At 62.6% G+C, this 25064-nt stretch carries 29 protein-coding genes; 7 read left to right on the plus strand and 22 right to left on the minus strand.

Translation table 11 applies throughout. From position 1 onward, the window contains the following. Position 1 precedes the first annotated feature (1 nt). The 4 genes from hpnD to ABW22_RS08980 are packed head-to-tail and all read left to right on the plus strand — an operon-like array spanning position 2 to position 4152. Positions 2-847, plus strand: a complete 846-nt coding sequence (gene hpnD / locus ABW22_RS08965) for a presqualene diphosphate synthase HpnD (protein ID WP_059755122.1) — start codon at positions 2-4, stop codon at positions 845-847. Next, on the plus strand, positions 844-2130 hold the full coding sequence (hpnE, locus tag ABW22_RS08970; protein ID WP_237763283.1) for a hydroxysqualene dehydroxylase HpnE: 1287 nt from the start codon (positions 844-846) through the stop codon (positions 2128-2130). The genes hpnD and hpnE overlap by 4 nt, the downstream gene beginning before the upstream one ends. Then, on the plus strand, positions 2127-2870 hold the full coding sequence (locus ABW22_RS08975; RefSeq protein WP_059755129.1) for an SDR family NAD(P)-dependent oxidoreductase: 744 nt from the start codon (positions 2127-2129) through the stop codon (positions 2868-2870). Before hpnE ends, ABW22_RS08975 begins: the two co-directional genes overlap by 4 nt. Next, positions 2854-4152, plus strand: coding sequence for a serine/threonine-protein kinase (locus ABW22_RS08980; protein ID WP_237763284.1), 1299 nt, complete (start codon positions 2854-2856; stop codon positions 4150-4152). Before ABW22_RS08975 ends, ABW22_RS08980 begins: the two co-directional genes overlap by 17 nt. Before the next feature lie 5 nt (positions 4153-4157). On the opposite strand, the gene ABW22_RS08985 is transcribed toward ABW22_RS08980, so the two are convergent. The 13 genes from ABW22_RS08985 to hisD form a co-directional block, all read right to left on the minus strand. Further along, positions 4158-5360: an ammonium transporter gene (locus ABW22_RS08985; RefSeq protein WP_059755135.1), complete on the minus strand. Its 1203-nt coding sequence runs from the start codon at positions 5358-5360 to the stop codon at positions 4158-4160. Between the two features lie 148 nt (positions 5361-5508). Then, positions 5509-6333, minus strand: coding sequence for a twin-arginine translocase subunit TatC (gene tatC, locus ABW22_RS08990; RefSeq protein ID WP_059755138.1), 825 nt, complete (start codon positions 6331-6333; stop codon positions 5509-5511). Next, positions 6330-6809, minus strand: a complete 480-nt coding sequence (gene tatB, locus ABW22_RS08995) for a Sec-independent protein translocase protein TatB (RefSeq protein WP_059755143.1) — start codon at positions 6807-6809, stop codon at positions 6330-6332. Before tatB ends, tatC begins: the two co-directional genes overlap by 4 nt. A 73-nt stretch (positions 6810-6882) precedes the next feature. Continuing rightward, on the minus strand, positions 6883-7104 hold the full coding sequence (gene tatA / locus ABW22_RS09000; RefSeq protein WP_059755261.1) for a Sec-independent protein translocase subunit TatA: 222 nt from the start codon (positions 7102-7104) through the stop codon (positions 6883-6885). 17 nt (positions 7105-7121) lie between these two features. Beyond that, positions 7122-7460 carry a histidine triad nucleotide-binding protein gene (locus ABW22_RS09005; protein ID WP_059755146.1) on the minus strand — a complete coding sequence of 113 codons (339 nt, stop codon included), beginning with the start codon at positions 7458-7460 and terminating at the stop codon, positions 7122-7124. Then, a complete protein-coding gene (locus ABW22_RS09010; RefSeq protein ID WP_059755148.1) occupies positions 7453-7770 on the minus strand; it encodes a phosphoribosyl-ATP diphosphatase in 318 nt (105 codons plus the stop codon). Before ABW22_RS09010 ends, ABW22_RS09005 begins: the two co-directional genes overlap by 8 nt. Next, positions 7767-8168 (minus strand): phosphoribosyl-AMP cyclohydrolase, encoded by a 402-nt coding sequence (gene hisI, locus ABW22_RS09015; RefSeq protein WP_059755151.1) that lies wholly within the window; start codon positions 8166-8168, stop codon positions 7767-7769. The genes ABW22_RS09010 and hisI overlap by 4 nt, the downstream gene beginning before the upstream one ends. After that, the gene (gene hisF, locus ABW22_RS09020) at positions 8165-8920 is read right to left on the minus strand and encodes an imidazole glycerol phosphate synthase subunit HisF (RefSeq protein ID WP_059755153.1); all 756 of its coding nucleotides are present in this window, start codon (positions 8918-8920) and stop codon (positions 8165-8167) included. The genes hisI and hisF overlap by 4 nt, the downstream gene beginning before the upstream one ends. 13 nt (positions 8921-8933) lie before the next feature. After that, positions 8934-9689, minus strand: a complete 756-nt coding sequence (gene hisA / locus ABW22_RS09025; protein ID WP_059755156.1) for a 1-(5-phosphoribosyl)-5-[(5-phosphoribosylamino)methylideneamino]imidazole-4-carboxamide isomerase — start codon at positions 9687-9689, stop codon at positions 8934-8936. Between the two features lie 31 nt (positions 9690-9720). Then, positions 9721-10407, minus strand: coding sequence for an imidazole glycerol phosphate synthase subunit HisH (gene hisH, locus ABW22_RS09030; RefSeq protein ID WP_082708655.1), 687 nt, complete (start codon positions 10405-10407; stop codon positions 9721-9723). A gap of 22 nt (positions 10408-10429) precedes the next feature. Beyond that, on the minus strand, positions 10430-11017 hold the full coding sequence (gene hisB / locus ABW22_RS09035; protein ID WP_059755157.1) for an imidazoleglycerol-phosphate dehydratase HisB: 588 nt from the start codon (positions 11015-11017) through the stop codon (positions 10430-10432). A 50-nt stretch (positions 11018-11067) separates the two neighbouring features. Further along, complete coding sequence (hisC, locus tag ABW22_RS09040; protein ID WP_059755160.1) at positions 11068-12126, minus strand: histidinol-phosphate transaminase; 1059 nt, start codon at positions 12124-12126, stop codon at positions 11068-11070. Positions 12127-12139: 13 nt separating this feature from the next. Then, complete coding sequence (gene hisD / locus ABW22_RS09045; protein ID WP_059755163.1) at positions 12140-13444, minus strand: histidinol dehydrogenase; 1305 nt, start codon at positions 13442-13444, stop codon at positions 12140-12142. A 148-nt stretch (positions 13445-13592) separates the two neighbouring features. On the opposite strand from hisD, the gene ABW22_RS09050 reads away from it, so the two are divergent. Together ABW22_RS09050 and ABW22_RS09055 are read left to right on the plus strand one after the other, a co-directional pair. After that, positions 13593-14003, plus strand: coding sequence for a Fur family transcriptional regulator (locus ABW22_RS09050; protein WP_059755165.1), 411 nt, complete (start codon positions 13593-13595; stop codon positions 14001-14003). 15 nt (positions 14004-14018) lie between these two features. After that, positions 14019-14327, plus strand: a complete 309-nt coding sequence (locus ABW22_RS09055) for a putative signal transducing protein (protein WP_059755168.1) — start codon at positions 14019-14021, stop codon at positions 14325-14327. 11 nt (positions 14328-14338) lie between these two features. Here ABW22_RS09055 and ABW22_RS09060 read toward each other — a convergent pair whose 3' ends face one another. Then, the gene (locus ABW22_RS09060; protein ID WP_059755171.1) at positions 14339-14707 is read right to left on the minus strand and encodes a hypothetical protein; all 369 of its coding nucleotides are present in this window, start codon (positions 14705-14707) and stop codon (positions 14339-14341) included. Further along, a complete protein-coding gene (locus ABW22_RS09065; RefSeq protein WP_059755174.1) occupies positions 14707-15651 on the minus strand; it encodes a LysR family transcriptional regulator in 945 nt (314 codons plus the stop codon). Before ABW22_RS09065 ends, ABW22_RS09060 begins: the two co-directional genes overlap by 1 nt. Before the next feature lie 157 nt (positions 15652-15808). Between ABW22_RS09065 and lplT the strand changes: the two genes are divergently transcribed. Beyond that, positions 15809-17026 carry a lysophospholipid transporter LplT gene (lplT, locus tag ABW22_RS09070; protein ID WP_059755177.1) on the plus strand — a complete coding sequence of 406 codons (1218 nt, stop codon included), beginning with the start codon at positions 15809-15811 and terminating at the stop codon, positions 17024-17026. Positions 17027-17087: 61 nt separating this feature from the next. On the opposite strand, the gene ABW22_RS09075 is transcribed toward lplT, so the two are convergent. From ABW22_RS09075 to ABW22_RS09105, 7 genes are all read right to left on the minus strand, one after another. Continuing rightward, positions 17088-19340 (minus strand): putative bifunctional diguanylate cyclase/phosphodiesterase, encoded by a 2253-nt coding sequence (locus ABW22_RS09075; RefSeq protein WP_237763285.1) that lies wholly within the window; start codon positions 19338-19340, stop codon positions 17088-17090. 18 nt (positions 19341-19358) lie between these two features. Further along, positions 19359-20201, minus strand: coding sequence for an alpha/beta hydrolase (locus tag ABW22_RS09080; RefSeq protein ID WP_157648585.1), 843 nt, complete (start codon positions 20199-20201; stop codon positions 19359-19361). A 201-nt stretch (positions 20202-20402) separates the two neighbouring features. Continuing rightward, positions 20403-20957 carry a peptide-methionine (S)-S-oxide reductase MsrA gene (gene msrA, locus ABW22_RS09085; RefSeq protein ID WP_059755185.1) on the minus strand — a complete coding sequence of 185 codons (555 nt, stop codon included), beginning with the start codon at positions 20955-20957 and terminating at the stop codon, positions 20403-20405. A gap of 13 nt (positions 20958-20970) precedes the next feature. Further along, positions 20971-21579, minus strand: coding sequence for a glutathione S-transferase (locus tag ABW22_RS09090; RefSeq protein ID WP_059755188.1), 609 nt, complete (start codon positions 21577-21579; stop codon positions 20971-20973). 35 nt (positions 21580-21614) lie between these two features. Continuing rightward, entirely contained in the window at positions 21615-22241 is a 627-nt protein-coding gene (locus ABW22_RS09095; protein WP_237763286.1) for a uracil-DNA glycosylase family protein, read from the minus strand. Further along, the gene (gene thrC / locus ABW22_RS09100; protein ID WP_059755195.1) at positions 22225-23649 is read right to left on the minus strand and encodes a threonine synthase; all 1425 of its coding nucleotides are present in this window, start codon (positions 23647-23649) and stop codon (positions 22225-22227) included. Before thrC ends, ABW22_RS09095 begins: the two co-directional genes overlap by 17 nt. Then, on the minus strand, positions 23646-24959 hold the full coding sequence (locus tag ABW22_RS09105) for a homoserine dehydrogenase (protein ID WP_059755198.1): 1314 nt from the start codon (positions 24957-24959) through the stop codon (positions 23646-23648). Before ABW22_RS09105 ends, thrC begins: the two co-directional genes overlap by 4 nt. Positions 24960-25064 lie beyond the last annotated feature (105 nt).

The raw sequence follows: 25064 nt of genomic DNA on the forward strand, positions 1-25064 counted from the left end.
CATGGACGCCCATCAGTATTGCCAGGAACGCGCCGCGGCCAGCGGCTCAAGCTTCTACTACAGCTTCGTCTTTCTGCCACCTGACACGCGGCGCGCGATCACCGCGTTTTACGCGCTATGCCGCGAACTCGACGACGTGGTGGACGAATGCCATGAGCGCCAGATCGCCGAAACCAAGCTCGACTGGTGGCGCGCTGAAATCGGCCGTTTCGCGGCAGGCGTACCGGAGCATCCGGCGACCCGCGCGCTGCTCGACACCCAGCAGGGCCGCAATGCCCCGGTCGCCCTGCTGCTCGAGATCGTCGACGGCATGGCGATGGATCTCGACTATCTGCGCTATCCCGATTTCAAGTCGCTCAACCTCTACTGCTACCGCGTGGCGGGTGTGGTGGGCGAAGTTGCGGCAGCGATTTTCGGTGGGCCGCGCAGCGAAGACGACCGCGACATCCGCCGCTACGCGCACGAACTGGGGCTCGCATTCCAGCTCACCAACATCATCCGCGATGTCGGCGAAGACGCGCGGCGCGGGCGAATTTACCTGCCGCAGGATGAACTGGCACGCTTCGGCGTCGCCGAGGCCGACATTCTGAATGGCCGCAGCACGCCCGAATTCCAGGCGCTGATGCAGTTCCAGTTCGAGCGCGCCAGCGCGCATTACGAAAGCGCGCTCGCCGCACTGCCCGCCAGCGCGCGCAGTGCGCAGCGCCCGGGGCTGGTGATGGCGGCGATTTACCGCACCCTGCTGGACGAAATCCGCCGCGACAATTTTCCCGTGCTGCGCGCACGTGTCTCGCTCACGCCGATGCGCAAGCTGTGGCTGGCCGGCAAAACCTGGCTGTTTCCATGAAATCTGGCGCCATGAAGTCCGGCGTCGCCGTCGTCGGCGGCGGCTGGGCGGGCTGTGCTGCCGCGCTGACGCTGGCCGAAGCGGGGGTGGCCGTCACCCTGTTTGAAGCCAGCCGCACCCTGGGCGGACGCGCCCGGGCAGTCGAACTCGAGGGTCAGCGGCTCGACAACGGTCAGCACATCCTGCTCGGCGCGTATGAACAGACGCTGCAGCTGATCGCCCGCCTGCAGCCCGCCACGACGCATGAGGGCTTGTGGCGCCTGCCGCTCACCCTCGACCAGCCGCCGGATTTCAGCCTGGCCTGCCCGCGCCTGCCCGCCCCGCTGCATTTGCTGGCGGGGCTGCTCGGTGCCAGGGGATTGAACTGGCGCGAGAAGCTGGCCGCCGCCCGCTGGGCACATGGCTTGCTGAACAACACGGATACGCCGGACCATCTGAGCGTCGGCCAGCTCACCCGCAGCCAGCCCGAAAAACTGAATCGTCTGCTGTGGCATCCGCTCTGTGTGTCCGCCCTCAACACGCCGCCGGACATGGCCAGCGCAAAGGTCTTCCACGACATGATCCGCGCCGCCTTCGGCGGACGCACCCATCACAGCGATCTACTGCTGCCGCGCCGCGATCTGACTGCGCTGTTTCCCGCGCCGGCTGCCGCGCGGGTCATCGAACTCGGCGGCGAAGTGCGCCTGCCCTGCCGGGTGACCACGCTCGAGGCCGCAACGGATGCCGTCACCGTCGGAACGCGCGATGGGTCGGCTGCCTACAGCCACGTCATCCTCGCCGTCGCGCCGCAGCATCTGACGGGGCTGGCTGTCGCGATCCCGCAACTCGGCCCCGTGCTGCATGGGGTGGCGGCCTACGCCTACCAGCCGATTGCCACCGCTTACGTGCAATACGACCCGGCTTTTCGACTGCACAAACCGCTGTTCGCCCTGACGGACGGCCCCGCGCAATTCGTGTTCGACCGTGGCCAGAGCCATGGCCAGCCGGGTTTGCTGGCGTTGGTTGCCAGCGCTGCGACGAACCTGTCTGCGGACTGGGTGGATCAGGCCGCAGCCCAGTTGCAGCGCATTGCCCGCCCCGGCCCGCCGCGCTGGCGCGAACACATCGTCGAAAAGCAGGCGACTTATGCCTGCGTGCCCAACATGGCGCGCCCCGCCGTTCGCACTGCGCACCCGCGCATTTTTCTGGCAGGCGATTACACCGCCGGTCCTTATCCCGCCACCCTCGAAAGTGCAACACTGAGCGGAGTACAATCGGCTCGCGCTTTACTCGAACAGCTATGAAAGACTACTCTCCTCGCCCTGATCTGCTCGCAGGCCGCGTCATCCTCGTCACCGGCGCCAGCTCGGGGCTCGGCCGCGCCGCCAGCCTGGCGTTTGCGCGCCACGGTGCCACCGTCGCCCTGCTGGCACGCGACGAAGCCAGGCTCGAAGCGGTGTACGACGAAATCCTGGCCGCAGGCGGTCCGGAGCCTGCGATGTTTCCGTATGACCTCGCCGCTGCCGACGACCGCAGCCTGGAGGCGCTGGCCGGCACCATCGCGCAGCACCTGAAGCGGCTCGACGGCTTGCTGCACAGCGCGCACCAGTTCTACAGCCTGACCCCGCTGGAACTGCAGACGCTGGAACAGTGGCAAACCCTGATGCGGGTCAATCTCATTGCGCCGTTCGCACTGACCCGTGCCTGCCTGCCGCTGCTGAAACAGGCGCCGGATGCCTCGGTGATGTTCACCGGCGAAACCCATGGCCATCAACCCAGCGCATACTGGGGCGGCTATGCGGTGGCGAAATCGGGTCTGGAAACCCTCACCCGCATCTGGGCCGCCGAACTCGGCGCGGACGAAAACCTGCGCATCAACACCCTGATTCCCGGACAGGTGGCGACCACCCTGCGCGCGCGCACCCATCCCGGGCTGGCGCCCGGAACCCTGCCCAGCGTGGACGACCTGATGCCGTGGTATCTGTATCTGATGGGTGAGGACAGCCGCACGCTGCGAGGCCAGATTATTGAATGCCAGTCCTGATATCCGCGCGCCGATGAAAATCGGCCGCTACGAAATACTCGATGAAGTGGGCCAGGGCGCCATGGGCACCGTTTACCGGGCGCGCGACCCGCTGATCGAACGGACGGTTGCCATCAAGACAGTGCCCATCGCACAGTTGCGCCAGGAAGGCGCCGACGCGGAATCGCGATTCCTGCGCGAAGCGCAGAGCGCCGGGCGGCTGTCGCACCCCAACATCGTGACCATCTACGACGTCGGCGAAACCGACGGGCTCGCCTACATCGCCATGGAGTATCTTCCCGGCGCGACGCTGCGCGACATCATGGACAAGGGGCCGATGCCACTCGATCTGGTGCTCGATACTGCCACGCAGATGGCCGGGGCGCTGGCGTTCGCCCACGAGCACGGCGTCATTCACCGCGATATAAAACCCTCCAACGTCGTCGTCACCGGCCGGGGCGGGCGCGTCAAGCTGACCGATTTCGGCATCGCGCATCTCCTCAACAGTGAGCACACCCAGACCGGTCAGATGCTCGGCTCGCCGCGCTACATGTCGCCGGAACAGGCGATGGGGCGTGAGATCGATGGACGCTCGGACATTTTCTCGCTAGGTGCCGTGTTGTACGAAATGCTCACAGGGCAATACGCCTTCGACGGTGGCAGCCTGCCGGCCATCGTGTATCGGGTGATCCATGAGGCACCCGCACCTGCAACGTCGCTACGCGCCCAGCTGCCTGGCGCACTGGCCAGTTTGCTGACGCGCATGCTGGACAAGAATCCACAGACGCGGCCGGATGCCCGCGCCCTGGTCAACGCCCTCCATGCGCTGGTCCCGGCCGCACCACACGTGCCAGCGCCCCTCCCCTCCAACCGCATCTCGCGCCTGCTACCCATGCTGGCATTTGGCACACCGGTCGCCGTGTTCCTGCTGATCGGGGTGGGCATCATCGTCATTGGCTACTTCATTGCCCCCGCCCCGCAACCGCAACCGGTGTCCCCCCCCACGTCGCCGCCCGTCAGCGACTCGCAGGATGCCGCCCCACAGCCGGCTGAAGACGCGGCAACGGACAGCCAGCCGTCAGCTGGACCGACCGAGACCGCCCGCCCGACGCAAAAACTGCCCGGTGAAGCGGACGCCTACCTGACTGGCCTTGACAAAAAACAGGTTGAGTTGCGTATCATGCGCACCGAACTGCTGCTGCAATACACCGAGCAGCATCCCGACGTAATGCAAGTGGATCGGCAGCTCGAACAACTGCGCATCGAACGGCGCAGATATCTGCAGCAGTTGCAGAAAAACTAGGCCGACTACCAGTTAGTCTCGCGCTCGGCGGTTGCGGACACCTTGTGGATGCTGAGGTCGGCGCCAGTGAATTCAGCTTCCGGGTCAAGCCGCAGGCCCACAACCTGTTTCAGGATGCCATACACCAGCACGCTGCCGAGCGTGGCCACTACCACGCCGCCCAGCGTGCCAATCACCTGCGACGCCAGGCTGACGCCGCCGATTCCGCCCAGTGCCTTGGCGCCAAAGATGCCCGCGGCAATCCCGCCCCATGCGCCGCACAGGCCGTGCAACGGCCACACCCCCAGCACGTCGTCGATCTTCCATTTATTCTGCGTGACCATGAACATCCACACGAATAGTGCGCCGGCAATCGCGCCGGTGGCGAGCGCACCGAGCGGATGCATCAGGTCCGAGCCCGCGCACACCGCAACCAGACCGGCCAGCGGGCCGTTGTGGATGAAGCCGGGATCGTTGCGGCCGATCACCAGTGCGGCGAGCGTGCCGCCCACCATCGCCATCAATGAGTTCACCGCCACCAGCCCCGACACCGCCTCGATCAGCTGTGCCGACATCACGTTGAAACCGAACCAGCCCACCGTGAGGATCCATGCGCCGAGGGCCAGGAACGGAATGTTCGACGGCGGATGCGCCAAGACCAGGCCATCCTTGGTGTAGCGGCCGCGCCGCGCACCCAGCAACAGTACCGCGGGCAAGGCAATCCAGCCGCCCATGGCATGCACCACCACCGAGCCTGCAAAGTCATGGAAAGGGGCACCAAAGGTCGCGGCCAGCCAGTCCTGAATGCCGTAATTACCGTTCCACACGATGCCTTCATAGAAGGGGTAAACCAGCCCCACCAGCGCAAACGTGGCGGCCAGTTGCGGATTGAATCGGGCGCGCTCGGCAATGCCGCCCGACACGATGGCGGGGATCGCGGCCGCAAAAGTCAGCAGGAAAAAGAACTTGACCAGCTCGTAGCCATTTTGGGCTGACAGCACCTCGGCGCTGGAATAGAAGCTGACGCCGTAGGCGACGCTGTAGCCGATGAAAAAATAGGCGATGGTGGAGACCGAAAAATCGGTGAGGATTTTGACGAGGGCGTTGACCTGGTTCTTCTTGCGCACCGTGCCGAGTTCGAGAAAGGCAAACCCCGCGTGCATGGCCAGCACCATGATGCCGCCGAGCAACACGAACAACACATCATTGCCTGATCTCAACGCTTCCATGTCCCAGTTCCCAGTTGAATCCGGTGGAAATAAGCAAGCAACGTTCCAGCTATCTAAAACACTGATTTTAAATAAAAGACGATATGACAGGCTGGATTAATAGCACCACATCAGTGCATGACGGTGCGTTGCGCACCGTCATCGTGCGTTATTTCGGGTCGCGCGACTCGGATTCAGCCTGGCCGGCTTCGATGCGGTCGAGTTCGGCATCCATATCGGTCTCGGACAGAGGCGCGTATTCCACCTCGGCTTCGGGCCTGGGCTTGGTAATGAGCGAAGCAACGACGATGCCCAGTTCGTACAGAATCCACACGGGCACCGCGAGCATGAACTGCGAAATCACGTCGGGGGGCGTGAAGATCGCGCCAACGACAAACGCACCGACGATGACGTAAGGCCGGATTTCGCGCAGCTTGGCAATCGACACCATGCCCATTTTGACCAGCAGCACCACCGCGACCGGGACTTCGAAGGCAATGCCGAAAGCCATGAACAGGGTCATCACGAAGTCGAGGTACTTGCTGATATCGGTCATCACCGCCACGCCTTCGGGCGCCACGCCGACGACGAAACCGAACACCACCGGAAACACCAGGAAATAGGCGAACGCCATCCCCAGCAAAAATAGAATCACGCTGGCGATCACCAGTGGTACGCCGATGCGTTTTTCGTTCTGGTAGAGGCCGGGCGCGACGAACGCCCACATCTGATAGAACACCCACGGCATCGCCAGCAAAAAGGCGGTCATCATGGTGACCTTGATCGGCACGAAGAAAGGCGTGGTGACCTCGGTGGCGATCATCTGCCCGCCTTGCGGCAGGGCGGCGAGCATAGGCTTGGCGAGCAGCGCGTAAAGATCCTGCGCCCACGGAAACAGCAGCACAAACAGCACCACCACCGCAATCACCGCGCGTAGCAGACGGTCTCGCATTTCGATGAGATGCGAGATAAAGGTGTCTTCTGAATTGCTCATGGGGATTTTCCGGCGGGCTCGGCGCGTGCCGTTTCCACCACGGCAGATAGCGTGGGTGTGACTGTGTTCTGGTCAGGCTCGTCGAGCGGAAGGCTCTGCTGCGGCGCCTGTTCCATCTCGATCTGCTTCGTGGCAGGCTCGGTGACAGGGCGCTCGCCCTCAGTCACCGCCATGGCTGACACCACCTTGTTGACGCTGCTCGCCTCGTCGCGCAGATAGTCATCGACCACGGTCGCCTGCTGCTCGATGCCCGACACCGCCGATTCAACCGACGCCTTGAAGTCCTGGCCGGCACGGCGCATTTCATCCAGCTGAATTTCCTGACTGATGTCCGACTTCACGGATGACACATAACGCTGCATGCGGCCATACAGATGCCCGGCCGTGCGCGCCACCTTGGGCAGGCGCTCAGGACCAATGACAATCAGCGCCACCACGCCGATGACGATGAGTTCAGTAAAACCGATGTCGAACATGATTTAGGTAGCGGATTCAAGCCTCAAGTGACAAGAGAGGGCACCATGTCAGGTGCACTTTGCCTCTTGGGCCTCAGCTCTGCTGCTTGTCCTTGACTTCGACGTCGATGGTGCGACTGTCCCGATCGGCGTTTTCGCCGATCTTGGGGGCATCGTCCTTTTCCTTCACGCCGTCCTTGAAGCCCTTGACCGCGCCACCGAGATCGCTGCCGATGTTGCGCAGTTTCTTGGTGCCGAAAATCAGCAAGACGACAACCAGAACAATCAGCCAATGCCAGATGCTAAAGCTACCCATGATCAATCTCCTTTAAGTTAACTGCGGTCAACGGGATCGCCGCCGCCAAATACGTGAACGTGAATGTGGAACACTTCCTGCCCGCCGCCGCGCCCGGTGTTGATGAGCGTCTTGAAGCCTGCGTCAAGCCCCTGTTCCTTCGCCAGACGCGGCGCCAGCAGCAGCATCCTGCCGAGCAGTCGCTCATGCTCGGGGGTGCAGTCGGCGAGCGTCGCGACATGCAGCTTCGGAATGATCAGGATATGCACCCGCGCGAATGGGTGGATATCATGAAACGCCAGCACCTCGTCGTCTTCGTAGACCTTGCTGCTCGGCAACTGGCCGGCAGCGATTTTGCAGAAAATGCAGTCACTCATGTCGATTCGCTTTTTCAGCCAGCCCGGACAGGCCCTCGCGGCGCGCCAGTTCGTTCAGCACATCCGCCGGCTTGAGCCCCTTGTGCGCCAGCAGCACCAGGGTATGAAACCACAAATCGGCGACTTCGTAGATGATCTTTTCGGGCTGGTCGTCCTTCGCCGCCATGACGGTCTCGGTCGCCTCCTCGCCGATCTTTTTCAGAATGGCGTCAGTGCCCTTGGCGTACAGCCTGGCCACGTAGGAACTGTCGGGCGCCGCCTGCTTGCGTGCCTCCAGCGTTTCAGCGAGACGGTCCAGGATGTCGCTCATTTACGGTAGATCTCGTCGGGGTTCTTGAGGACAGGGCTCGTCGTGACCCAATGGCCGCCGCCCTGACTATCACGGTCCAGCTTCTGGAAAAAGCACGAGCGTCGTCCGGTATGACAGGCAATACCGCCAAGTTGTTCAATTTTCAGCAGCACCACGTCGTTGTCGCAATCGAGGCGGATTTCGCTGACGGTCTGCACGTGGCCGGATTCCTCACCCTTGCGCCACAGCTTGTTGCGCGAACGTGACCAGTAGACGCCGCGTCCGGTGCGCGCGGTTTCCTCCAGCGCCTCGCGGTTCATCCACGCCACCATGAAGATTTCGCCGCTGGCGGCGTCCTGGGCGATCGCCGGCACCAGGCCCTGCGCGTCCCACTTCACGGCGTCGAGCCAGTCGCTCACAGCCTAACCTCGATGCCGTGCTGCTTCATGTATCGCTTGGCTTCATCCACGCCGTATTCGCCGAAGTGAAAAATGCTTGCAGCCAGCACCGCATCGGCGCGGCCTTCCTTGACGCCATCGACCAGATGCTGCAGGTTGCCGACGCCGCCGCTTGCGATGATGGGAATGTCGACCGCGTCGGATATCGCGCGGGTCAGCTCCAGGTCGAAGCCGCTCTTGGTGCCGTCGCGATCCATCGAGGTCAGCAGCAGTTCGCCCGCGCCGAGGCTTTCCATTTTCTTCGCCCATTCGATGGCGTCGAGGCCGGTGGCCTTGCGGCCGCCGTGGGTGAAGACTTCCCAGTGGTCACCCACCCGCTTGGAATCGATGGCAACGACGATGCACTGACTACCGTAGCGGTCGGAGGCATCCTTCACCAGCTGCGGGTTCATCACCGCCGAAGTATTGATGCTGACCTTGTCGGCGCCGGCGTTGAGCAGACGCTGCACATCGCCCACTTCGCGCACACCGCCACCGACCGTGAGCGGAATGAATACCTCGGCGGCAACGTCCTCGATGATGTGCAGAATCAGATCGCGGTCGTCGGACGACGCGGTGATATCAAGAAAGGTCAGTTCATCGGCGCCCGCCTCGTTGTAGCGCCGCGCGATTTCGACCGGATCGCCGGCGTCTTTCAGTTCGACGAAATTGATTCCCTTGACCACGCGGCCATGGGTGACATCGAGACAGGGAATGATGCGTTTTGCAAGCATGGTCAGTCTGAGATCAGACTCCGAACACACCGCCCGCCAGATCGTCGGCGAGTTTTTGTGCCTCGACAAAATCAAGCGTGCCCTGATAAATCGCGCGGCCGGTGATCGCGCCGATGATGCCGTCCTTGGCGACGGTGGACAGCGCCCTGACGTCGTCGAGGTTGGTGACGCCGCCGCTGGCGATGACCGGAATGGAGAGCGCCTGCGCCAGTCTTTGGGTGGCTTCGATGTTGACGCCGGTCAGCATGCCGTCACGCCCGATGTCGGTGTAGATGATGGCTTCGACGCCGTAACCTTCGAAACGCTTGGCCAGATCGATGACGTCGTGGCCGGTGATCTTGGACCAGCCTTCGACTGCAATCTTGCCGTCACGGGCGTCGAGCCCGACCATCACGTGGCCGGGGAAGGCGTCGCAGGCCTCATGCAGGAAGCCGGGGTTTTTCACCGCGGCGGTGCCGATGATGACGTAGCGCACGCCATCGTCGAGATAGCGCTCGATGGTGGCGAGGTCGCGGATGCCGCCGCCCAGCTGCACCGGCATGTCGTCGCCCACCGCATCGACGATCGAACGGATCGCCGCGTCGTTGACCGGCTTGCCGGCAAAGGCGCCGTTGAGGTCGACCAGATGCAGGCGGCGCGCGCCGAGTTCCTTCCAGTGGCGGGCGGTTGCTGCCGGATCCTCGGAAAACACGGTGGCAGTGTCCATCTCGCCTTGTTCCAGGCGCACACAGTGGCCGTCTTTAAGGTCGATCGCAGGAATAATTAACATGGCTGATCAGCAGGGGCGTACAGATGAGAAATTAGGCGCAGGCAGCGCCAGACATATCGCAGGCGGTGTCGCGTTCGCCCGGATTCCAGGTTAAAAAATTGCCCAGCAGCGTCAAACCGTCATTCTGACTTTTTTCCGGATGAAACTGGACCGCAAAGATATTCCCGGAGGCCACCGCACAGGTGAACGGGAAGGGGTAATGCGAAAACCCCGCAATCACGTCGGGCGAGGTCGGCTGCACAAAGTAGCTGTGGACGAAGTAGAAGCGCGCGCCCTCCTCAATTCCCACCCATAGCGGATGCGGGGCCGCCTGATGGACGTTGTTCCAGCCCATGTGCGGCACTTTCAGTTTATTTCCCTGATCGTCGTGCATCGCCTCGTGCGGGAAGCGCTGCACCGTACCGGGCAATATGCCGAGGCACGCGGTATCGCCTTCCTCGCTGTGTTCGAACAGCACCTGCATCCCCATGCAGATGCCCAGAAAAGGCTTGCTGCGGGCGGCGTCGACAATCGCCTGGCGCAGGCCGCGCGCCTCGATTTCGCGCATGCAGTCGGGCGCGGCGCCCTGCCCCGGAAACACCACGCGGCCTGCTGCGGCAATCACCGCGGGGTCGGAAGTGGCGACCACGCTCGCCGCCGGCGCAACGTGCTCGATGGCCTTGGACACCGAACGCAGATTGCCCATGCCATAGTCGATAACGGCGATGTCGACGCTCACCGCGCAGCCCTCTCGTCGGAATTCATAAGGCGCCTTTTGTCGACGGCAGTATGTCACCCATGCGCAGGTCGGCTTCCACCGCCATGCGCAGCGCGCGACCAAAGGCCTTGAAAATCGTCTCGGCCTGATGGTGCGCGTTGATACCGCGCAGGTTGTCGATGTGCAGCGTCACCCCGGCATGGTTGATGAAGCCGCGGAAAAATTCGAGGAACAGGTCGACGTCGAACTCGCCGATGCGTGCCCGGGTGTAGTCGACGTGGTACTCCAGCCCGGGGCGTCCCGACAGGTCGATCACCACGCGCGACAGCGCCTCGTCGAGCGGCACGTAGGCATGGCCGTAGCGGCGTATGCCCTTCTTGTCGCCGAGCGCCTGCGCGAAGGCCTGCCCCAGCGTAATGCCCGTATCTTCCACCGTGTGGTGGGCATCGATGTGCAGGTCACCCTCGGCCTGGATATCGAGATCGATCAGGCCATGACGCGCAATCTGGTCGAGCATGTGGTCGAGAAACGGCACGCCGGTGGCGAGCTTGGATATGCCGGTGCCATCGAGGTTGAGGGTGACCGTGATCCGGGTCTCGAGGGTGTTGCGGGTGACTTGGGCGGTGCGCATGGCGTCTAAAAATAAGGCTGTAAACGGATTCTAGCAGGCCGCTATCGTTTTCAGCACAGCGCTTTCAACGCGGCAAGCAGCGCATCGCATTGCGCATCGGTGCCAACGGTGATACGCAGGAACGGCGCGATGCGGGCCGGATTCTTGAAATGGCGCACGACGATGCTGCGTTCGCGCAACGCGGCGGCCAGTTCTGCGCCGTCATGTACCGGATGGCGGGCCAAAATGAAATTGGCACTTGATGGCAGCACCTCGAAGCCGAGTGCTTCCATTTCAGCCACCAGCCGGGTGCGGGTTGCCACCACCTTCGCGCAGATGGATTCGAAATAGTCACGGTCTTCGATCGACGCCAGCGCGCCGGCCTGGGCAAAGCGGTCGAGCGGGTAGGAGTTGAAGCTGTCCTTCACCCGGTTGAGCGCCTCGATCAGGTGCGCCTGTCCGATGGCGTAGCCGACGCGCAGGCCGGCCAGCGCGTGCGATTTAGACAGGGTGCGGGTGACCAGCAGCTGCGGGTAGCGCGCCACCAGACTCACCGCCGATTCGCCGCCGAAGTCGATGTAGGCCTCGTCGATGACGACGACCGAGTCCGGATTGCCGGCCAGCAGGCGCTCGATTTCCGCCAGTTCCAGCAGGCGCCCGGTGGGCGCGTTGGGGTTGGGGAAAATCACCCCGCCGTTGGGCGTCAGGTAATCGTCGACACAGATCTCGAATGCTTCGGTGAGCGGAACCGTGCGGAAGGCGATCTCGTACAGACCGCAATAGACCGGATAAAAGCTGTAGGTGATGTCGGGAAACAGGATCGGCCGCTCGTGCTTCAGCAAGGCCAGAAACGCGTGCGCCAACACTTCGTCGGAGCCATTGCCGACGAACACCTGATCGGCCGCGACGCCGTGCAATGCGGCAATGCCGGCGCGCAGCCGGTTGGAACCCGGATCAGGATACAGACGCAGGGTGTCGGCGGCCTCGGCGCGCACGGCATCGAGCACCCGCGGGCTGGGGCCGTAGGGATTTTCATTGGTGTTAAGCTTGACCAGATTGGCCAGCTTCGGCTGCTCGCCCGGCACATAGGGCGTCAGGCCGTGTACCACGGCACTCCAATAGCGATTCATTGGAATAGCGGGCTCACTTATGGACCAGGCGATATTCGGCAGAACGCGCGTGTGCCTGCAGGCCTTCACCGTAGGCCAGCGTGGCGGCGATCTGCCCCAGCGTCTGCGCGCCGGCCTGCGACACGTTGATCAGGCTGCTGCGCTTCTGGAAGTCGTACACGCCCAGCGGCGACGAGAAGCGTGCGGTGCGCGAGGTGGGTAAAACATGATTCGGCCCGGCGCAGTAATCGCCCAGCGCCTCGCAGGTGTGCTTGCCCATGAAGATCGCGCCGGCGTGGCGCAGCCCGGGCAACAGCGCATCGGGATCGGTCACCGACAGTTCCAGGTGTTCCGGCGCGATGGTGTTCGAGATCGCCACCGCGTCGTCAAGATCGCGCGTCTTGATCAGCGCGCCGCGGTTGGTGAGCGAGGTGCGGATCACTTCGCTGCGCGGCATCTCGTCGATCAGCTTGTCGATCGCCGCCGCCACCGCATCGAGGTAAGCCGCGTCGGGCGACAGCAGGATCGACTGCGCCATTTCGTCGTGCTCGGCCTGCGAGAACAGGTCCATCGCCACCCATTCCGGCGGCGTGTTGCCGTCGGCAATCACCAGGATTTCGGACGGGCCGGCGATCATGTCGATGCCCACGGTGCCGAACACGCGGCGTTTGGCCGCCGCCACATAGGCGTTGCCGGGGCCGACGATCTTGTCGACCTGCGGCACGGTCGCTGTTCCATATGCGAGCGCCGCCACCGCCTGCGCGCCGCCGATGGTGAACACGCGATCGACCCCGGCAATCGCCGCGGCCGCCAGCACCAGTTGATTCTGATCGCCGCCCGGTGTCGGCACCACCATGATGAGTTCGCCGACGCCGGCGACCTTGGCCGGAATCGCGTTCATCAGCACCGACGAGGGATACGCGGCCTTGCCGCCCGGCACGTAGAGCCCGACACGGTCGAGCGGGGTGATCTTCTGCCCCAGCACGGTGCCGTCGTCCTCGGTGTAAGTCCACGACGCCAGGGTTTGCTTCTCGTGATAGCGGCGCACGCGTTCCGCCGCGGCTTCCAGTGCCTGGCGGGTGTCGGCGGGCAAGTGTTCGAGCGCGGCCTGGAGTTGCGCGGCGTTGATCTCAAGGCTTGCCAGCGAGGCCGCGGGCAGGCGGTCGAAACGCTCGGTGTATTCAAGCACAGCAGCGTCGCCGCGCTTTTTGACGTCATGCAGGATCGCGGCCACCGTCTGCTCGATGGCAGCATCGGCGGCATCATCGAATTGCAACAGGCGGGCAAGGCGGGCCTGAAAATCAGGCTGCGCGCTATCGAGGCGGGTGAGCGTAACCACGGGATTCCTGCTTCAAAAATAGGACAGAGTATGGTTTTAATTGTACCGGTTTTTGGTGCCTGATCGCGCCCCGTAGAGGCTTCCCGGTTGAAAGTCATACTGATTCCGGATATTAGACAAAGTCCAGATCGACGATTATCATGTGCGCATGCATTACACGCGCGACAACATGGCCGGCCTTTTGCGCAGCCACGACATCAATCCGACCCACCAGCGGATCGAGATTGCGCATGCGCTGTTTTCGCGGCAGGAACACCTCTCGGCCGACCAGGTGATGGCGGTCGTCAACACCCGTCACTCCGAGACCTCCAAGGCCACGGTCTACAACACACTCAAGCTGTTTCTCGAAAAAGGCCTGGTGCGCGAAGTCATCGTCGATCCCAGCAAGGTGTTCTTCGACCCCAACACCAGCCCGCACCATCACCTCTACGAAGTCGACAGCGGCAAGTTGTCCGACATCGATGCCGAGCATGTCGTCATTTCCGGCCTGCCGCCGCTGCCTGCCGGCATGGTGACCGAAGGCATCGACCTCATCGTGCGCGTCCGCCGCACCCGCTGACGTCCCCGCCCGTCGATGAAACGGGTTTTCATCGCCCCCTCCCTGCTTGACGCCAAGCTGGCTGTCGATGCGCTGTCCAGCCTCGGCATCGTCACCCACATCTTCAACGTCAATGCCGCCGGCGCACTGGGCGAAGTGCCGTTCATGCAGGTGCAGCCCGAAGTGTGGGTCGACGACGATGCGCAGGAAGCGCGTGCGTGCGAGGCATTGGCTGGACTGCGCGACGCACCGCCGCGCGACGAGAAAACCTGCGCCCATTGCGGCGAGCCCAATCCCGGGAATTTTCTGAGTTGCTGGCAGTGTGGGCGCGCGTTGCCTGACTGAGCCGCTCGAGGTCAGGACGACAGCAGGTCTTGTTTCAGCGCGTCAAGGTGCTGCTGATACTGGCGCGCAAAAATCTGCTCCAGTTCGTCGATTACCTCGACCGCCGCCACGCCATGGATCAGGTGTCGGGTCATCTGCGCCGAGGCCTCATGGAAAATCCGGTTGCGCTCCAGCATGGGGTAGGTCTGCATCAGGCGCCGAATCGCCTTGACCACGTTTTCCTGCTCGGGACGCGGAATCGGCAGCGGCTCGGTGGGGGGCGCCGCTGCGATCTCGGCGCCTTCCTTGCCCGCCAGAAACGCTGCGTATTCGAGCAAGGCCTGTTGCCGCGTTTCCGACAAATTTCTGAAAATGGACAGCAGGCGCTTGCTGTCGCGCATCAGCGGCTGCGCCCCTTGAGCGGGCGTTTCAGCGCAACGACATCGACATTGCACTGCTGAAACTTGTTGTCGACAAAGCTGATGAAGGCATCGAGCAGCTTGCTGCGGAATTTTTCCGGTGCGTAGACCATGGTCAGCTCCCGCGTCAGCCGGGGATTCAGCGGCACCGCGACCAGCGTGCCGAGCTGGATTTCCTTGGTGACGGTGGAGGCTGACATGATGGCGACGCCGAGATTGGCCTCGACCGCGCCCTTGATCGCCTCGCGGCTGCCGAGCTCCATTTCGATGTGCAGGTCGTCTGGGTTGACGCCATGGTTCTTGAAGAAATCGTCCACCACCTCGCGCGTGCCCGAGCCGTGCTCGCGCGACACGTAGGGCTGGTCGGCGATATCGCGGGCGTTCACGCTCGAACGCGAGGCCAGCGCATGATTGGGCGAACAGATCATCACCAGTTCGTCCTCGCAGCACGCCAGCGTGGTCAGGTTGGGGTTGTGTGACGGCGCTTCGATCAAGCCGACATCGAGCGAATGGTCGCTCACTTTCGCCGCCACGGTTTCCGAGTTGGCAACGGTCAGACGCGCCTGCACCTGTGGGAAACGCTCCTTGAATTCGCCCAGGATGCGCGGCAGCAAATATTCGGCAATGGTGGTGGAGGCACCGATCATCAAGGGGCCCGTCACCTGCCCGGTCAGCTCGCCTACGCGCGCCTCCATCTCGGCGGTCAGGTCCAGAATGCGCTCGGCGTAGCCCAGCACCAGATCGCCTACGGGCGTCATCGAAATCTTGCCGTGGCTGCGCTCGAACAAACGGGTGTTGAAATGCTCTTCCAGTTGCTTGACCTGAAAGGTCACCGCAGGCTGGGTCATATAGAGGACATCCGCGGCTTTGGTGAAGCTGAGCTGCTTGGCGACGGTGTAGAATACTTGAAGTCTGCGGTCGGCCATAAATTCCCGTTCCGGGGTCAAAAAAGATTTTTATTCAACCACAAACCCGCCCGTGTTGAAACATTCCCATCACCAACTCCCTGTATTCGCAGATCTTTCGTCAGCGCGCGAGCACTAGCCCGATGCCCCGCCCCGCCGCTTCTGACCTGGCCACCCTGTGAACCGCGCGTTCTACATCATCCTGTCGGCGCAGTTCCTGTCGGCGCTGGCTGACAATGCCCTGCTCTTCGCAGCCATCGGCCTGCTGCTGTTCTTCTCGGCGCCGGAATGGTTCTCACCGCTGCTGCAGACGGTTTTCGTCGTTGCCTACATTGTGCTGGCGCCGCTGGTCGGGCCATTCGCCGACGCCCTGCCCAAAGGCCGCGTCATGCTGATCGCCAACACGGTCAAGTTCGCCGGCTGCCTCATTATGCTAGCCGGTCTGCACCCGCTGCTGGCCTACGCCATTGTCGGCATCGGCGCGGCCATGTATTCGCCCGCCAAATACGGCATCCTCACCGAGCTGCTGCCGCCCGAAAAACTCATCGTCGCCAACAGCTGGATGGAGGGCACCACCGTTGCCGCCATCGTGCTTGGCGCCATTATCGGCGGCGCACTCATCAACCCGCAACTGGCTGAAGGCATTCTGTTCAACATCGGCCTGGACAGCCGGCTGATCGCGCCGAAATTTGCCATCGTCGCCATCACCAGCCTGTATCTCGGCGCCGCCATCGTCAACCTGTTCATCCCGCGCCTGCCGATCGATCACAAGCTCCCCAACCGATCGCCGCTGTTCATCCTGCATGACTTCTGGCACAGCTTCAAACTCCTGTGGTGCGACCCGCTCGGCCAGGTTTCACTCGCCGTCACCACGCTGTTCTGGGGCGTCGGCGCCACCCTGCGTCTGCTCATCATCGCCTGGGCCGCGCTCAACCTTAAATACGGGCTCGACCAGGCGACCCAGCTCACCGCCGCCACCGCATTTGGCATTGCCATCGGTTCGGTGCTGGCCGGCAAGTTCGTCAGCCTGCAGCGCGCAGTCAGCGTCCTGCCCGCCGGCATCCTCCTGGGCTTTGTCCCGATTGCGCTGATCTGGGTGGAAAGCCTGATCCCCGCCCTCTTGCTGTTGGTGCTGGCGGGGGCGCTGGCGGGCTATTTCGTGGTGCCGATGAACGCCCTGCTGCAGCATCGCGGTCACCTGCTGATGGGCGCGGGGCACTCCATTGCCCAGCAAAATTTCAACGAGAACATCAGCATCCTGCTGCTGACCGGCGCCTACGCCCTGATGGTGCGCGCCGACTGGCACATCCACACCATCATCTGGATATTCGGCCTGTTCATCAGCAGCGTGATGACCGCGATCTGGCTGCGGCATCGCCATGATGTCGTGCACTAAGCAAATACTTCAAACAGCCTGGACTGACGTCGAAGCGCCCATGTTGGTGCCTTGGCATCAATCAGTTTACAGCGCGCAAGCTGACCGTTCGCAGACTTGCCAGCGGCGCGGGGCGACCGATATGGAAACCCTGGGCATGCGAGAAACCCAGTGCAGTCACCCTTTGCAGCAAGGCCTCGGACTCGATCCCCTCGGCCACCAGTTGGTAGCCCGCATCCTTGATCATGCGTGCCAGGTCCCCGACGAACACCGCCTGGCGCCCCGATTCCTCAAGACTGCGCACCAGGGAAATGTCGAATTTCACCAGATCCACCGGCATGCTCGACAGATAGCCCAGGGAAGAGTAACCGCTGCCGAAATCGTCGAGCGCGATGATGAAGCCTTGCTTGCGCAGCCGTTTGAGGTTGGCCGAGGCCTGAGCGATCTGGGTAATCAGTGCGGTTTCAGTGACTTCCAGAACCAGTTTGTGCGTTGACAGCAAGGGCACGTATTGCATCAGTTTTTCGTTGACGCGAGCATTGACGATACCCGGTCCTGACACGTTGAGCGATACGCCTGCGCCCGCAGGAACGCGGCCCGAAGCCAGATCGCGCCGCACCCGTTCCAGCACGGCCAGATCGAATTCGCATTCCAGCCCGCGCAGTTCGACGACCGGGAAAATGCTTGCCGGCATGATCAGGCCATGCTCGCCGGGGATACGCACCAGGGCTTCGTAGTATTCGATCCGCGACGTGGACAATGCCAGCACTGGCTGGTAATGCATCTCCAGCCGGTCGGGGTCGGCCATCGCATCGTAGATCGCGCTGGTTTCGGCGTTGGACACCAGGGCCTCCTGACCTGTGCCCATCTCCGGCGAATAAATCGCGATCTTGCTCTGTCCCGGCCGCTTGGCGTAATACATGGCGATATCGGCCTGGCGATGCACCTGTTGCAGTGCATCGTCGGTGGCGTCATCGAGGTGCGCGATGCCGACGCTGATGCGGACCGGCTCCTTGACCCCATAGGCCGAAAAATCATAACGGAGAACGTGTTCCAAACAGCGCTCCGCCACTTGTCTGGCGCGCTCGATGTCTGCGGAAAACAGGATGGTCGCAAACTCGTCGCCGCCCAGGCGATAAAGACGGTCGTCTGCCCTCAGTGCGCCATGCAGCGACTCGGCCAGCCCCTGAATCACCTGGTCGCCGACCTGGTGTCCGTAGGTATCGTTGATGGCCTTGAAGTGATCGCAATCGAACAGCAGGAGAACCACCCCGAAGGGGACATCGCGATGCGCGCGGTGCATGGCACGCCAGTCGTCGTCAAAGGCGCGGCGATTGAATAAGCCCGTCAACGGGTCATGGTGCGCCAGGGTCCAAAGCTCCTGATTCTTGTGCACCAGGCTGACATGCATGTCATCGAGCTGCTGCTGATAGTCGTTCAACGATTGGCGGATATTCTCGAGTTCCGTCACCGCCAGCGCGCCCCGATAAGACTCGTCGAGCAGTTCCCCTTGCCCACGCCCCATGGCGCCGATGTGCCCCGACAGCCGCCGCAGCGGTTTGATGACAAAAGATATCAGCGCCAGATAGCCAAGCAGAGAAATGGCCGCAATGAGGATGGCGATTTCATAGAACGAGCGAATGATGAGCTTTTCGAGCGCACGAATTTCCGGATTGGCGGTGGTGCGGAATTGCAGGGCAGGCACGACGTCCTGGAGCAGGATGCGCTCCCCCTCGCGGGCTTCGACACGCACGCTCGCCATATCCACATAGCGGAATTTGCGCAGCTGCATGAGTTGTCTCATGAAATCGAATCTGAAACCCACATAGCCGATCAAATGGGTCTGGTCGGTATTCTGATAAAACGGGAAAAAGTAATACAGGTAATTATTCCCGTTTTCCCGCACCAGAAAAGGCCGCATGTTCTGCGTGACGACCTGTGCCGGCATGCCGGCTTTGCCTGGGCTGACGGCCGCCAGATTTCGCCCCTGGAGGTCATAAAGGTCGACTGCATCGAGGCTTTCCGGAAGCACGCCGGCTGTCAGCGCGCGCGAATGTCGCCAGTAGCCGTAATAAACCGGATTTTCCAGTTGCTGCCGCGCCTCGTCCCACTGCATCAAGGCCTGAGCAGCGCTTTCCGCCTGCTGGGTGAGCAGCGCAATCACCCCTTCCAGTTCCTGATGGGCAAGCGTCTGGTCGGATTGCGCGACCTGCTCCTTGAGACGGGCGGTGTCTTGAAAGACAAAGGCCGCAAGCCCCGCCAACGCCGCCACCAGCACGAACAAGAGCAGCAGGGCGTAGTGGGCAATGGGACGCGGCGAAAGTCGTGCTCGCATTAACGAAAACAGCATGCGTCAGCGCCCTGGCAAAGCCTGCAACACGGCTTCCTGCAAATCAAATTCATACTGGTTATCGAAAAAGTGCGAGGCGCCGGGAATCACACGTACCGCGATGCCGCGCGAAACCAGTTTTTCCACCCAGTCAGCCCCCATGCGGTCATCCTTGCCCCCCATGATCACTTCGATCGGCACTGCGGATTTTGCGAGGGAATCGAGTATGGTTTGACGGCTGATCCGCATGTAGGAAAGCAGGCCCGCGGGCGGACTGACGTATTTCTTGCAATGTCCGAATTCAACTTCGGCCAGCGCGTGGTCCCGACGGGACACGCGATCGCGCAAATCCTGCGCAAGCCCGGCACGCTGCTGGGCGTTCTGCTTCACTTCCACGTCGGTCAGGCTGATCATCAGGACCTGTTTCACGGCAGGCGCCGGGCTGCGGCCCAGGTAAGCCAGCAACTGCAGATTGCCGAAGCTGTGGCCCACCAGAACGATGCGTGTATGCCCTTTCTGCATCAGCCAGCGAACCCAGAACGCGACCTCTGCCACGTCATCGTCCAGCGCATGCAGATGCACCGCCTCACAAGGCAAGCTTTTGTTGCGTCGCGAAATGCCCAGTGAAAGCGTGGGGGCCACCACGGTATAGCCGGCCGTGGACAACGCATCCATCGTGCTGACAATGGTTGGAAACGTGTGGGTTTGAAGGAAGCCGTGCAGGATGAGCACAGCAGGCTGACCACTTTTTCCCGCTTGAAAGTTTGCGCTGGCGATCTTGCCGGAAGGGAGCCTGGCTTCGACCAGGCCACTCTGGCTCGCGAATGATGGCAAGGCGATCAGCCAACAGGCCAGCGCGGCCAGCAACAGGGCGGGATTCCGATTCATGGTTTCAGCAGGCCGGAGGTGATTTTGATACGTAAAGGATGTATCGGCAAAAAGCCGCCAAGCTTGAATCAGGCAAGGCCGCGAACCGGCTGATAGCGCCCCCCCGGGGGTGCGCCAAATAGCACCCCATCCCATCAACAGGCTATTCCCGTTGTTTACCGGAGCGGGGATGCGGCAAGCTTATTCGGGAGAAGGTCGACTTTCCTTGAGGTGCGCGGCGTATTTCTCGCGCGCTTTGGCTACCTTGGGCGCCACCACGAACTGGCAGTAGGGCTGGTTTGGATTCTGATCGAAGTAGGCCTGGTGGTAATCCTCGGCGGGATAGAACGTTGTCGCCGCGGTCACTTCAGTGACGATGGGCGCGCCGAATTGTTTGGTCGCCGTGAGTTCGGCGATTGCCGCTTGTGCTTCGGCCTTCTGCTCCGGGGTGTGCCAAAAAATCGCCGAGCGATACTGGGTGCCGACGTCGTTGCCCTGACGATTGAGCTGGGTGGGATCGTGCAGGCTAAAGAAGATTTCAAGCAGGTCTCGATACGGGATCACGGCCGGATCGAAGCTCACCTGCACCACTTCGGCATGGCCGGTGTCGCCGTTGCAGATATCCTTGTAAGTGGGGCTCGCCGTGTGGCCACCCATGTAGCCCGACACCGCGGATTCGACGCCGTGCAGCCGGTTGAACACCGTTTCGATGCACCAGAAACAGCCGCCTGCGAGGGTCGCTACCGCGTGGGTCATGTCATTTCTCCGGTCAGATGACGGGTACCGTTTCCATGAACGATGGGCGCGTCGCCAGCTTGTCGGCGAGCCTCGCCAGATTGGGGTGCGCGGTACGCCAGTCGATTTCAGGGAAGCGCAGATTCAGGTAGCCGAGCGTACAGCCGCAGGCGACATCGGCCAGCGTCATGCTGTTGCCGAGATACCAAGGCTTTTCGCCGAGTGCTTCCGACAGGGCTTCCAGCCCGCGGAACAGGGTTTTTTCCTGCAGCACCAGCCAGTCACGGCTCTGCTGTTCGGACGAGCGTTTCTTCTCCAGATAAACCGCCACCGCGGCGTCGGTGATGCCATCTGCCAGCGCTTCGACACCGCGCACCATCATGCGACTTTTCGGTTCGCCAGGAATGAGGTGCGCGACCGGGCTGACGTGGTCGAGGTACTCGACGATGACGCGTGAGTCGAATACGGATTCGCCATCTTCCAGCACCAGCACTGGAACCTTGCCGAGTGGATTGAGGCTGGAAACGGGACTGTCGGGTAGCCAGGGGTTTTCCACCTGAAGCCGGAACGGAATTTTCTTTTCAAGCAGCACCACACGGACCTTGCGGCCGTAGGGGCTGGTGAGCGAGGTGACGAGTTTCATACGGGTTCCCTGAAGTCCTGTCTTGTCTGATCTGGTTATCGAGCGCCGCCATTATCGCCTGTTGCCAGCGCGGCTCCAACCCGTTCGCGCATCATGGGGATGACTTCGGCCTCGAACCAGGAATGCTGCTTGAACCATAGACGATTGCGCGGGCTGGGATGCGGCAGCGGTACAAATTCCGGGGCGAAATCGCGCCAGGCGGCAACGGTGTCGGCCAGCGTGCGGCCACGGCGTTTGCCCAGGTAATAGGCCTGCGCATAGGCGCCGATCAGGAGGGTCAGCCGGATGTCCGGCATCGCCGCGCGCAGCGGCAGATGCCACAGCGGCGCGCATTCCGGACGCGGCAGCAGGTCGCTGCCGTTCACCGTGCCGGGGTAGCACAGGCCGGTGGGGACGATGGCGATGCGCGAGGCATCGTAGAACTGCTCGCGGGACATTTCCAGCCATTGCCGCAGCAGGTCGCCCGACGGGTCGTTCCAGGGGATGCCGGTCTCGTGCACGCGCCGTCCCGGCGCCTGGCCAACGATCAGCAGGCGCGCAGTGGGCGAGGCACGAAGGATGGGGCGCGGCGGATGCGGCAGATGGGCGGCGCAGACCGTGCAGGCCTGCACCCGCGCCAGCAGGTCGGCAAATGCGCCGGTCGGGTCAGCGGGCGTGGTCAACGATGAACTGCTTGACCGCATTGACGTCAGCATCCATGACGTGTTTTTTCTGCGGCTGCGCTTCGAGATTGACCAGTTCGGCCGGGCGTACCGGCTCGATGCCGAGCGCCTCGCGGATCGCATCCTCGAATTTGGCGGGCTGCGCGGTTTCCATGCAGATCAGCGGCACGCCGGGCTCGCGGTGCTCGAGTCCGACCTTGAGGCCGTCGGAGGTGTGCGGGTCGATCATCGTGCCGTACACCTCGTATACGGTGCGGATGGTGTCCATGCGGTTGGCATGATTGCTCGAACCCGACACCACGCCGAAACCGGCGACGCGGTCGAACAGGCCGTCTGCGTTGAGATCGAAACTACCGCCGGATTCCACCGCAGCCCACAGGCTGCGGACTTTGGCCGCGTCGCGCCCCGCCAGATCGAACACGAAGCGCTCGAAGTTTGATGCCTTGGAAATGTCCATTGACGGGCTGGAGGTGTGCCTGGTTTCCGGGCGCGGGCGGTAGACGCCGGTCTTGAAAAACTCGTCGAGCACGTCGTTTTCGTTGGTGGCGACGATCAGCTTCTTGATCGGCAGGCCCATCTGGCGCGCGATGTGGCCGGCGCAGACGTTGCCGAAGTTGCCAGACGGCACCGAGAACGACACGCTCTGGTCGTTGCTGTGCGTCGCCGAGAAATAGGCCTTGAAGTAGTACACGCTCTGCGCCGCGACGCGCGCCCAGTTGATCGAGTTGACCGCGCCAATGTGGTGTTTGGCCTTGAAATCGAGGTCGTTGGAAACGGCCTTGACGATGTCCTGGCACTGGTCGAACACGCCACGAATCACCAGGTTGTGGATGTTGGCGTCCGTGAGCGCATACATCTGCGCCTGCTGGAAGCGCGTCATGCCGTGCTCGGGCGACAGCATGAAGACGCGGATGCCGCGCTTGCCGCGCATCGCGTATTCGGCGGCAGAACCGGTGTCGCCCGAGGTGGCGCCGAGGATGTTGAGCTCGCCGCCGGTTTTCGCCAGCACGTACTCGAACAGATTGCCGAGCAGCTGCATCGCCATGTCCTTGAATGCCAGCGTCGGGCCGTTCGACAGCGCCAGCACGTGCAGGCCGGGCTCCAGCGTTTTCAGCGGGGTGATGTCCTCGGCGTTCTCGCCCGGGTTGGTATAGCGATAGACGTCGGCGGTATAGGTCTTGTCGATCAGCTTGGCGAGGTCATCATGCGGGATGTCATCGATCAGGCGCGACAGCACGGCGAAGGCGAGTTCGCGGTAATTCATGCCGCGCATCGCTTCGAGTTCGGCTGCGGTCAAGCGCGGGTAGCTTTCCGGCACGTACAGGCCGCCGTCGCTGGCCAGTCCGCCGAGCAGGATTTCGGAGAAGCGGAGTTGCGGCGCCAGACCGCGCGTGCTGAGGTAGGTCATTTGGCCGCCAGTTCTTCGAGGCGGATGCGCATCACCTGCCCCGCTACGGTATCGAGCGCCTCGATTTTAGCGATCGCGGCGTTGATGTTCTTTTCCACCGTGATGTGGGTCAGCAGAATGATGGTCACCTGCTCCTCGCCCTCGGCGGGTTCCTTCTGCACCATGGCGTCGATGGAGATATCACCGTCGGCCAGGATGCGGGTGATGTCGGCCAGCACGCCGGGGCGGTCGAAGGCACGCAAGCGCAGGTAATACGCGGTGCGCACTTCGTCCATCGGCAGGATCGGTGTATCGGACAACTGATCCGGCTGGAACGCCAGATGCGGCACGCGGTGGTGCGGGTCGGCAGTGTGCAGGCGGGTGACGTCGACCAGATCGGCGATCACCGCGGAGGCGGTCGGCTCGGCACCGGCGCCGGCGCCGTAATACAGCGTCGGCCCGACCGCGTCGCCCTTCACCAGCACCGCGTTCATCGCGCCGTCGACGTTGGCGATCAGGCGGCGCTCGGGAATCAGCGTCGGATGCACGCGCAGCTCGATGCCGTTTTCAGCGCGCCGCGCGATGCCCAGCAGCTTGATGCGGTAGCCCAGCTCCTCGGCGTACTGCACGTCCTCGCGCGTCAGTTTCGAGATGCCCTCGGTGTAGGCGCGGTCGAACTGCATCGGGATGCCGAAGGCGATCGCCGATAGGATGGTGAGCTTGTGCGCGGCGTCGATGCCCTCGATGTCGAAGGTGGGGTCGGCCTCGGCGTAACCCAGTCGCTGCGCTTCCTTCAGCACGTCCTCGAAGGCCGCGCCCTTGTCGCGCATCTCGGTGAGGATGAAGTTGCTGGTGCCGTTGATGATGCCGGCCAGCCACTCGATGCGGTTGGCGGTGAGGCCTTCGCGCAGCGCCTTGATGATGGGAATGCCGCCGCCGACCGCCGCCTCGAACGCGACCATTACGCCCTTGGCCTGTGCCGCCGCGAAAATTTCGTTGCCGTATTTGGCGACCAGGTGCTTGTTGGCGGTGACCACGTGCTTGCCGTTGGCAATCGCCTGCATTACCAGTTCGCGCGCCGGCTCCAGGCCGCCGATGAGTTCGACCACGATGTCGATGTCGGGATCGTCGACCACATCGAACGGATTGGTCGTCAGCGGCAGATCACCAGCCAGCAATTTGGCTTTTTCCAGGTCGCGCACCGCCGCACGGACCACGCGGATTTCGCGCCCGGCGCGACGGGTGATTTCTTCGGCATTACGGCGCAGCACGGTGAGCGTACCGCCACCGACTGTTCCCAGGCCCAGCAGGCCGACGTTGATGGGTTTCATTTTTTAGTCTCAGACAAAAACCTAAAATCTTCACCACAGAGACACAGAGGCACAGAGAAAAACCAACCTTGAGCTAACTGAATTTCTCTGTGTCTCTGTGTCTCT

Source organism: Thiobacillus denitrificans (genome assembly GCF_001530125.1).
Lineage (GTDB): Bacteria > Pseudomonadota > Gammaproteobacteria > Burkholderiales > Thiobacillaceae > Thiobacillus > Thiobacillus denitrificans_C.

Bases quoted from the DNA above. Each gene is read 5' to 3' on its own strand.
- tatC (WP_059755138.1), bottom strand. From the start codon at position 6,333: ATGAGCAATTCAGAAGACACCTTTATCTCGCATCTCATCGAAATGCGA.
- ABW22_RS09065 (WP_059755174.1), bottom strand. From the start codon at position 15,651: ATGGCCGACCGCAGACTTCAAGTATTCTACACCGTCGCCAAGCAGCTC.
- hpnD (WP_059755122.1), top strand. From the start codon at position 2: ATGGACGCCCATCAGTATTGCCAGGAACGCGCCGCGGCCAGCGGCTCA.
- ABW22_RS09060 (WP_059755171.1), bottom strand. From the start codon at position 14,707: ATGCGCGACAGCAAGCGCCTGCTGTCCATTTTCAGAAATTTGTCGGAA.
- ABW22_RS09050 (WP_059755165.1), top strand. From the start codon at position 13,593: ATGCATTACACGCGCGACAACATGGCCGGCCTTTTGCGCAGCCACGAC.
- tatB (WP_059755143.1), bottom strand. From the start codon at position 6,809: ATGTTCGACATCGGTTTTACTGAACTCATCGTCATCGGCGTGGTGGCG.
- ABW22_RS09105 (WP_059755198.1), bottom strand. From the start codon at position 24,959: ATGAAACCCATCAACGTCGGCCTGCTGGGCCTGGGAACAGTCGGTGGC.
- tatA (WP_059755261.1), bottom strand. From the start codon at position 7,104: ATGGGTAGCTTTAGCATCTGGCATTGGCTGATTGTTCTGGTTGTCGTC.
- ABW22_RS09055 (WP_059755168.1), top strand. From the start codon at position 14,019: ATGAAACGGGTTTTCATCGCCCCCTCCCTGCTTGACGCCAAGCTGGCT.
- ABW22_RS09005 (WP_059755146.1), bottom strand. From the start codon at position 7,460: ATGAGTGACTGCATTTTCTGCAAAATCGCTGCCGGCCAGTTGCCGAGC.
- hisA (WP_059755156.1), bottom strand. From the start codon at position 9,689: ATGTTAATTATTCCTGCGATCGACCTTAAAGACGGCCACTGTGTGCGC.
- hpnE (WP_237763283.1), top strand. From the start codon at position 844: ATGAAATCTGGCGCCATGAAGTCCGGCGTCGCCGTCGTCGGCGGCGGC.
- hisF (WP_059755153.1), bottom strand. From the start codon at position 8,920: ATGCTTGCAAAACGCATCATTCCCTGTCTCGATGTCACCCATGGCCGC.
- ABW22_RS09075 (WP_237763285.1), bottom strand. From the start codon at position 19,340: ATGCGAGCACGACTTTCGCCGCGTCCCATTGCCCACTACGCCCTGCTG.
- hisC (WP_059755160.1), bottom strand. From the start codon at position 12,126: ATGAATCGCTATTGGAGTGCCGTGGTACACGGCCTGACGCCCTATGTG.
- ABW22_RS09010 (WP_059755148.1), bottom strand. From the start codon at position 7,770: ATGAGCGACATCCTGGACCGTCTCGCTGAAACGCTGGAGGCACGCAAG.
- thrC (WP_059755195.1), bottom strand. From the start codon at position 23,649: ATGACCTACCTCAGCACGCGCGGTCTGGCGCCGCAACTCCGCTTCTCC.
- ABW22_RS08985 (WP_059755135.1), bottom strand. From the start codon at position 5,360: ATGGAAGCGTTGAGATCAGGCAATGATGTGTTGTTCGTGTTGCTCGGC.
- ABW22_RS09090 (WP_059755188.1), bottom strand. From the start codon at position 21,579: ATGAAACTCGTCACCTCGCTCACCAGCCCCTACGGCCGCAAGGTCCGT.
- hisB (WP_059755157.1), bottom strand. From the start codon at position 11,017: ATGCGCACCGCCCAAGTCACCCGCAACACCCTCGAGACCCGGATCACG.
- ABW22_RS08975 (WP_059755129.1), top strand. From the start codon at position 2,127: ATGAAAGACTACTCTCCTCGCCCTGATCTGCTCGCAGGCCGCGTCATC.
- msrA (WP_059755185.1), bottom strand. From the start codon at position 20,957: ATGACCCACGCGGTAGCGACCCTCGCAGGCGGCTGTTTCTGGTGCATC.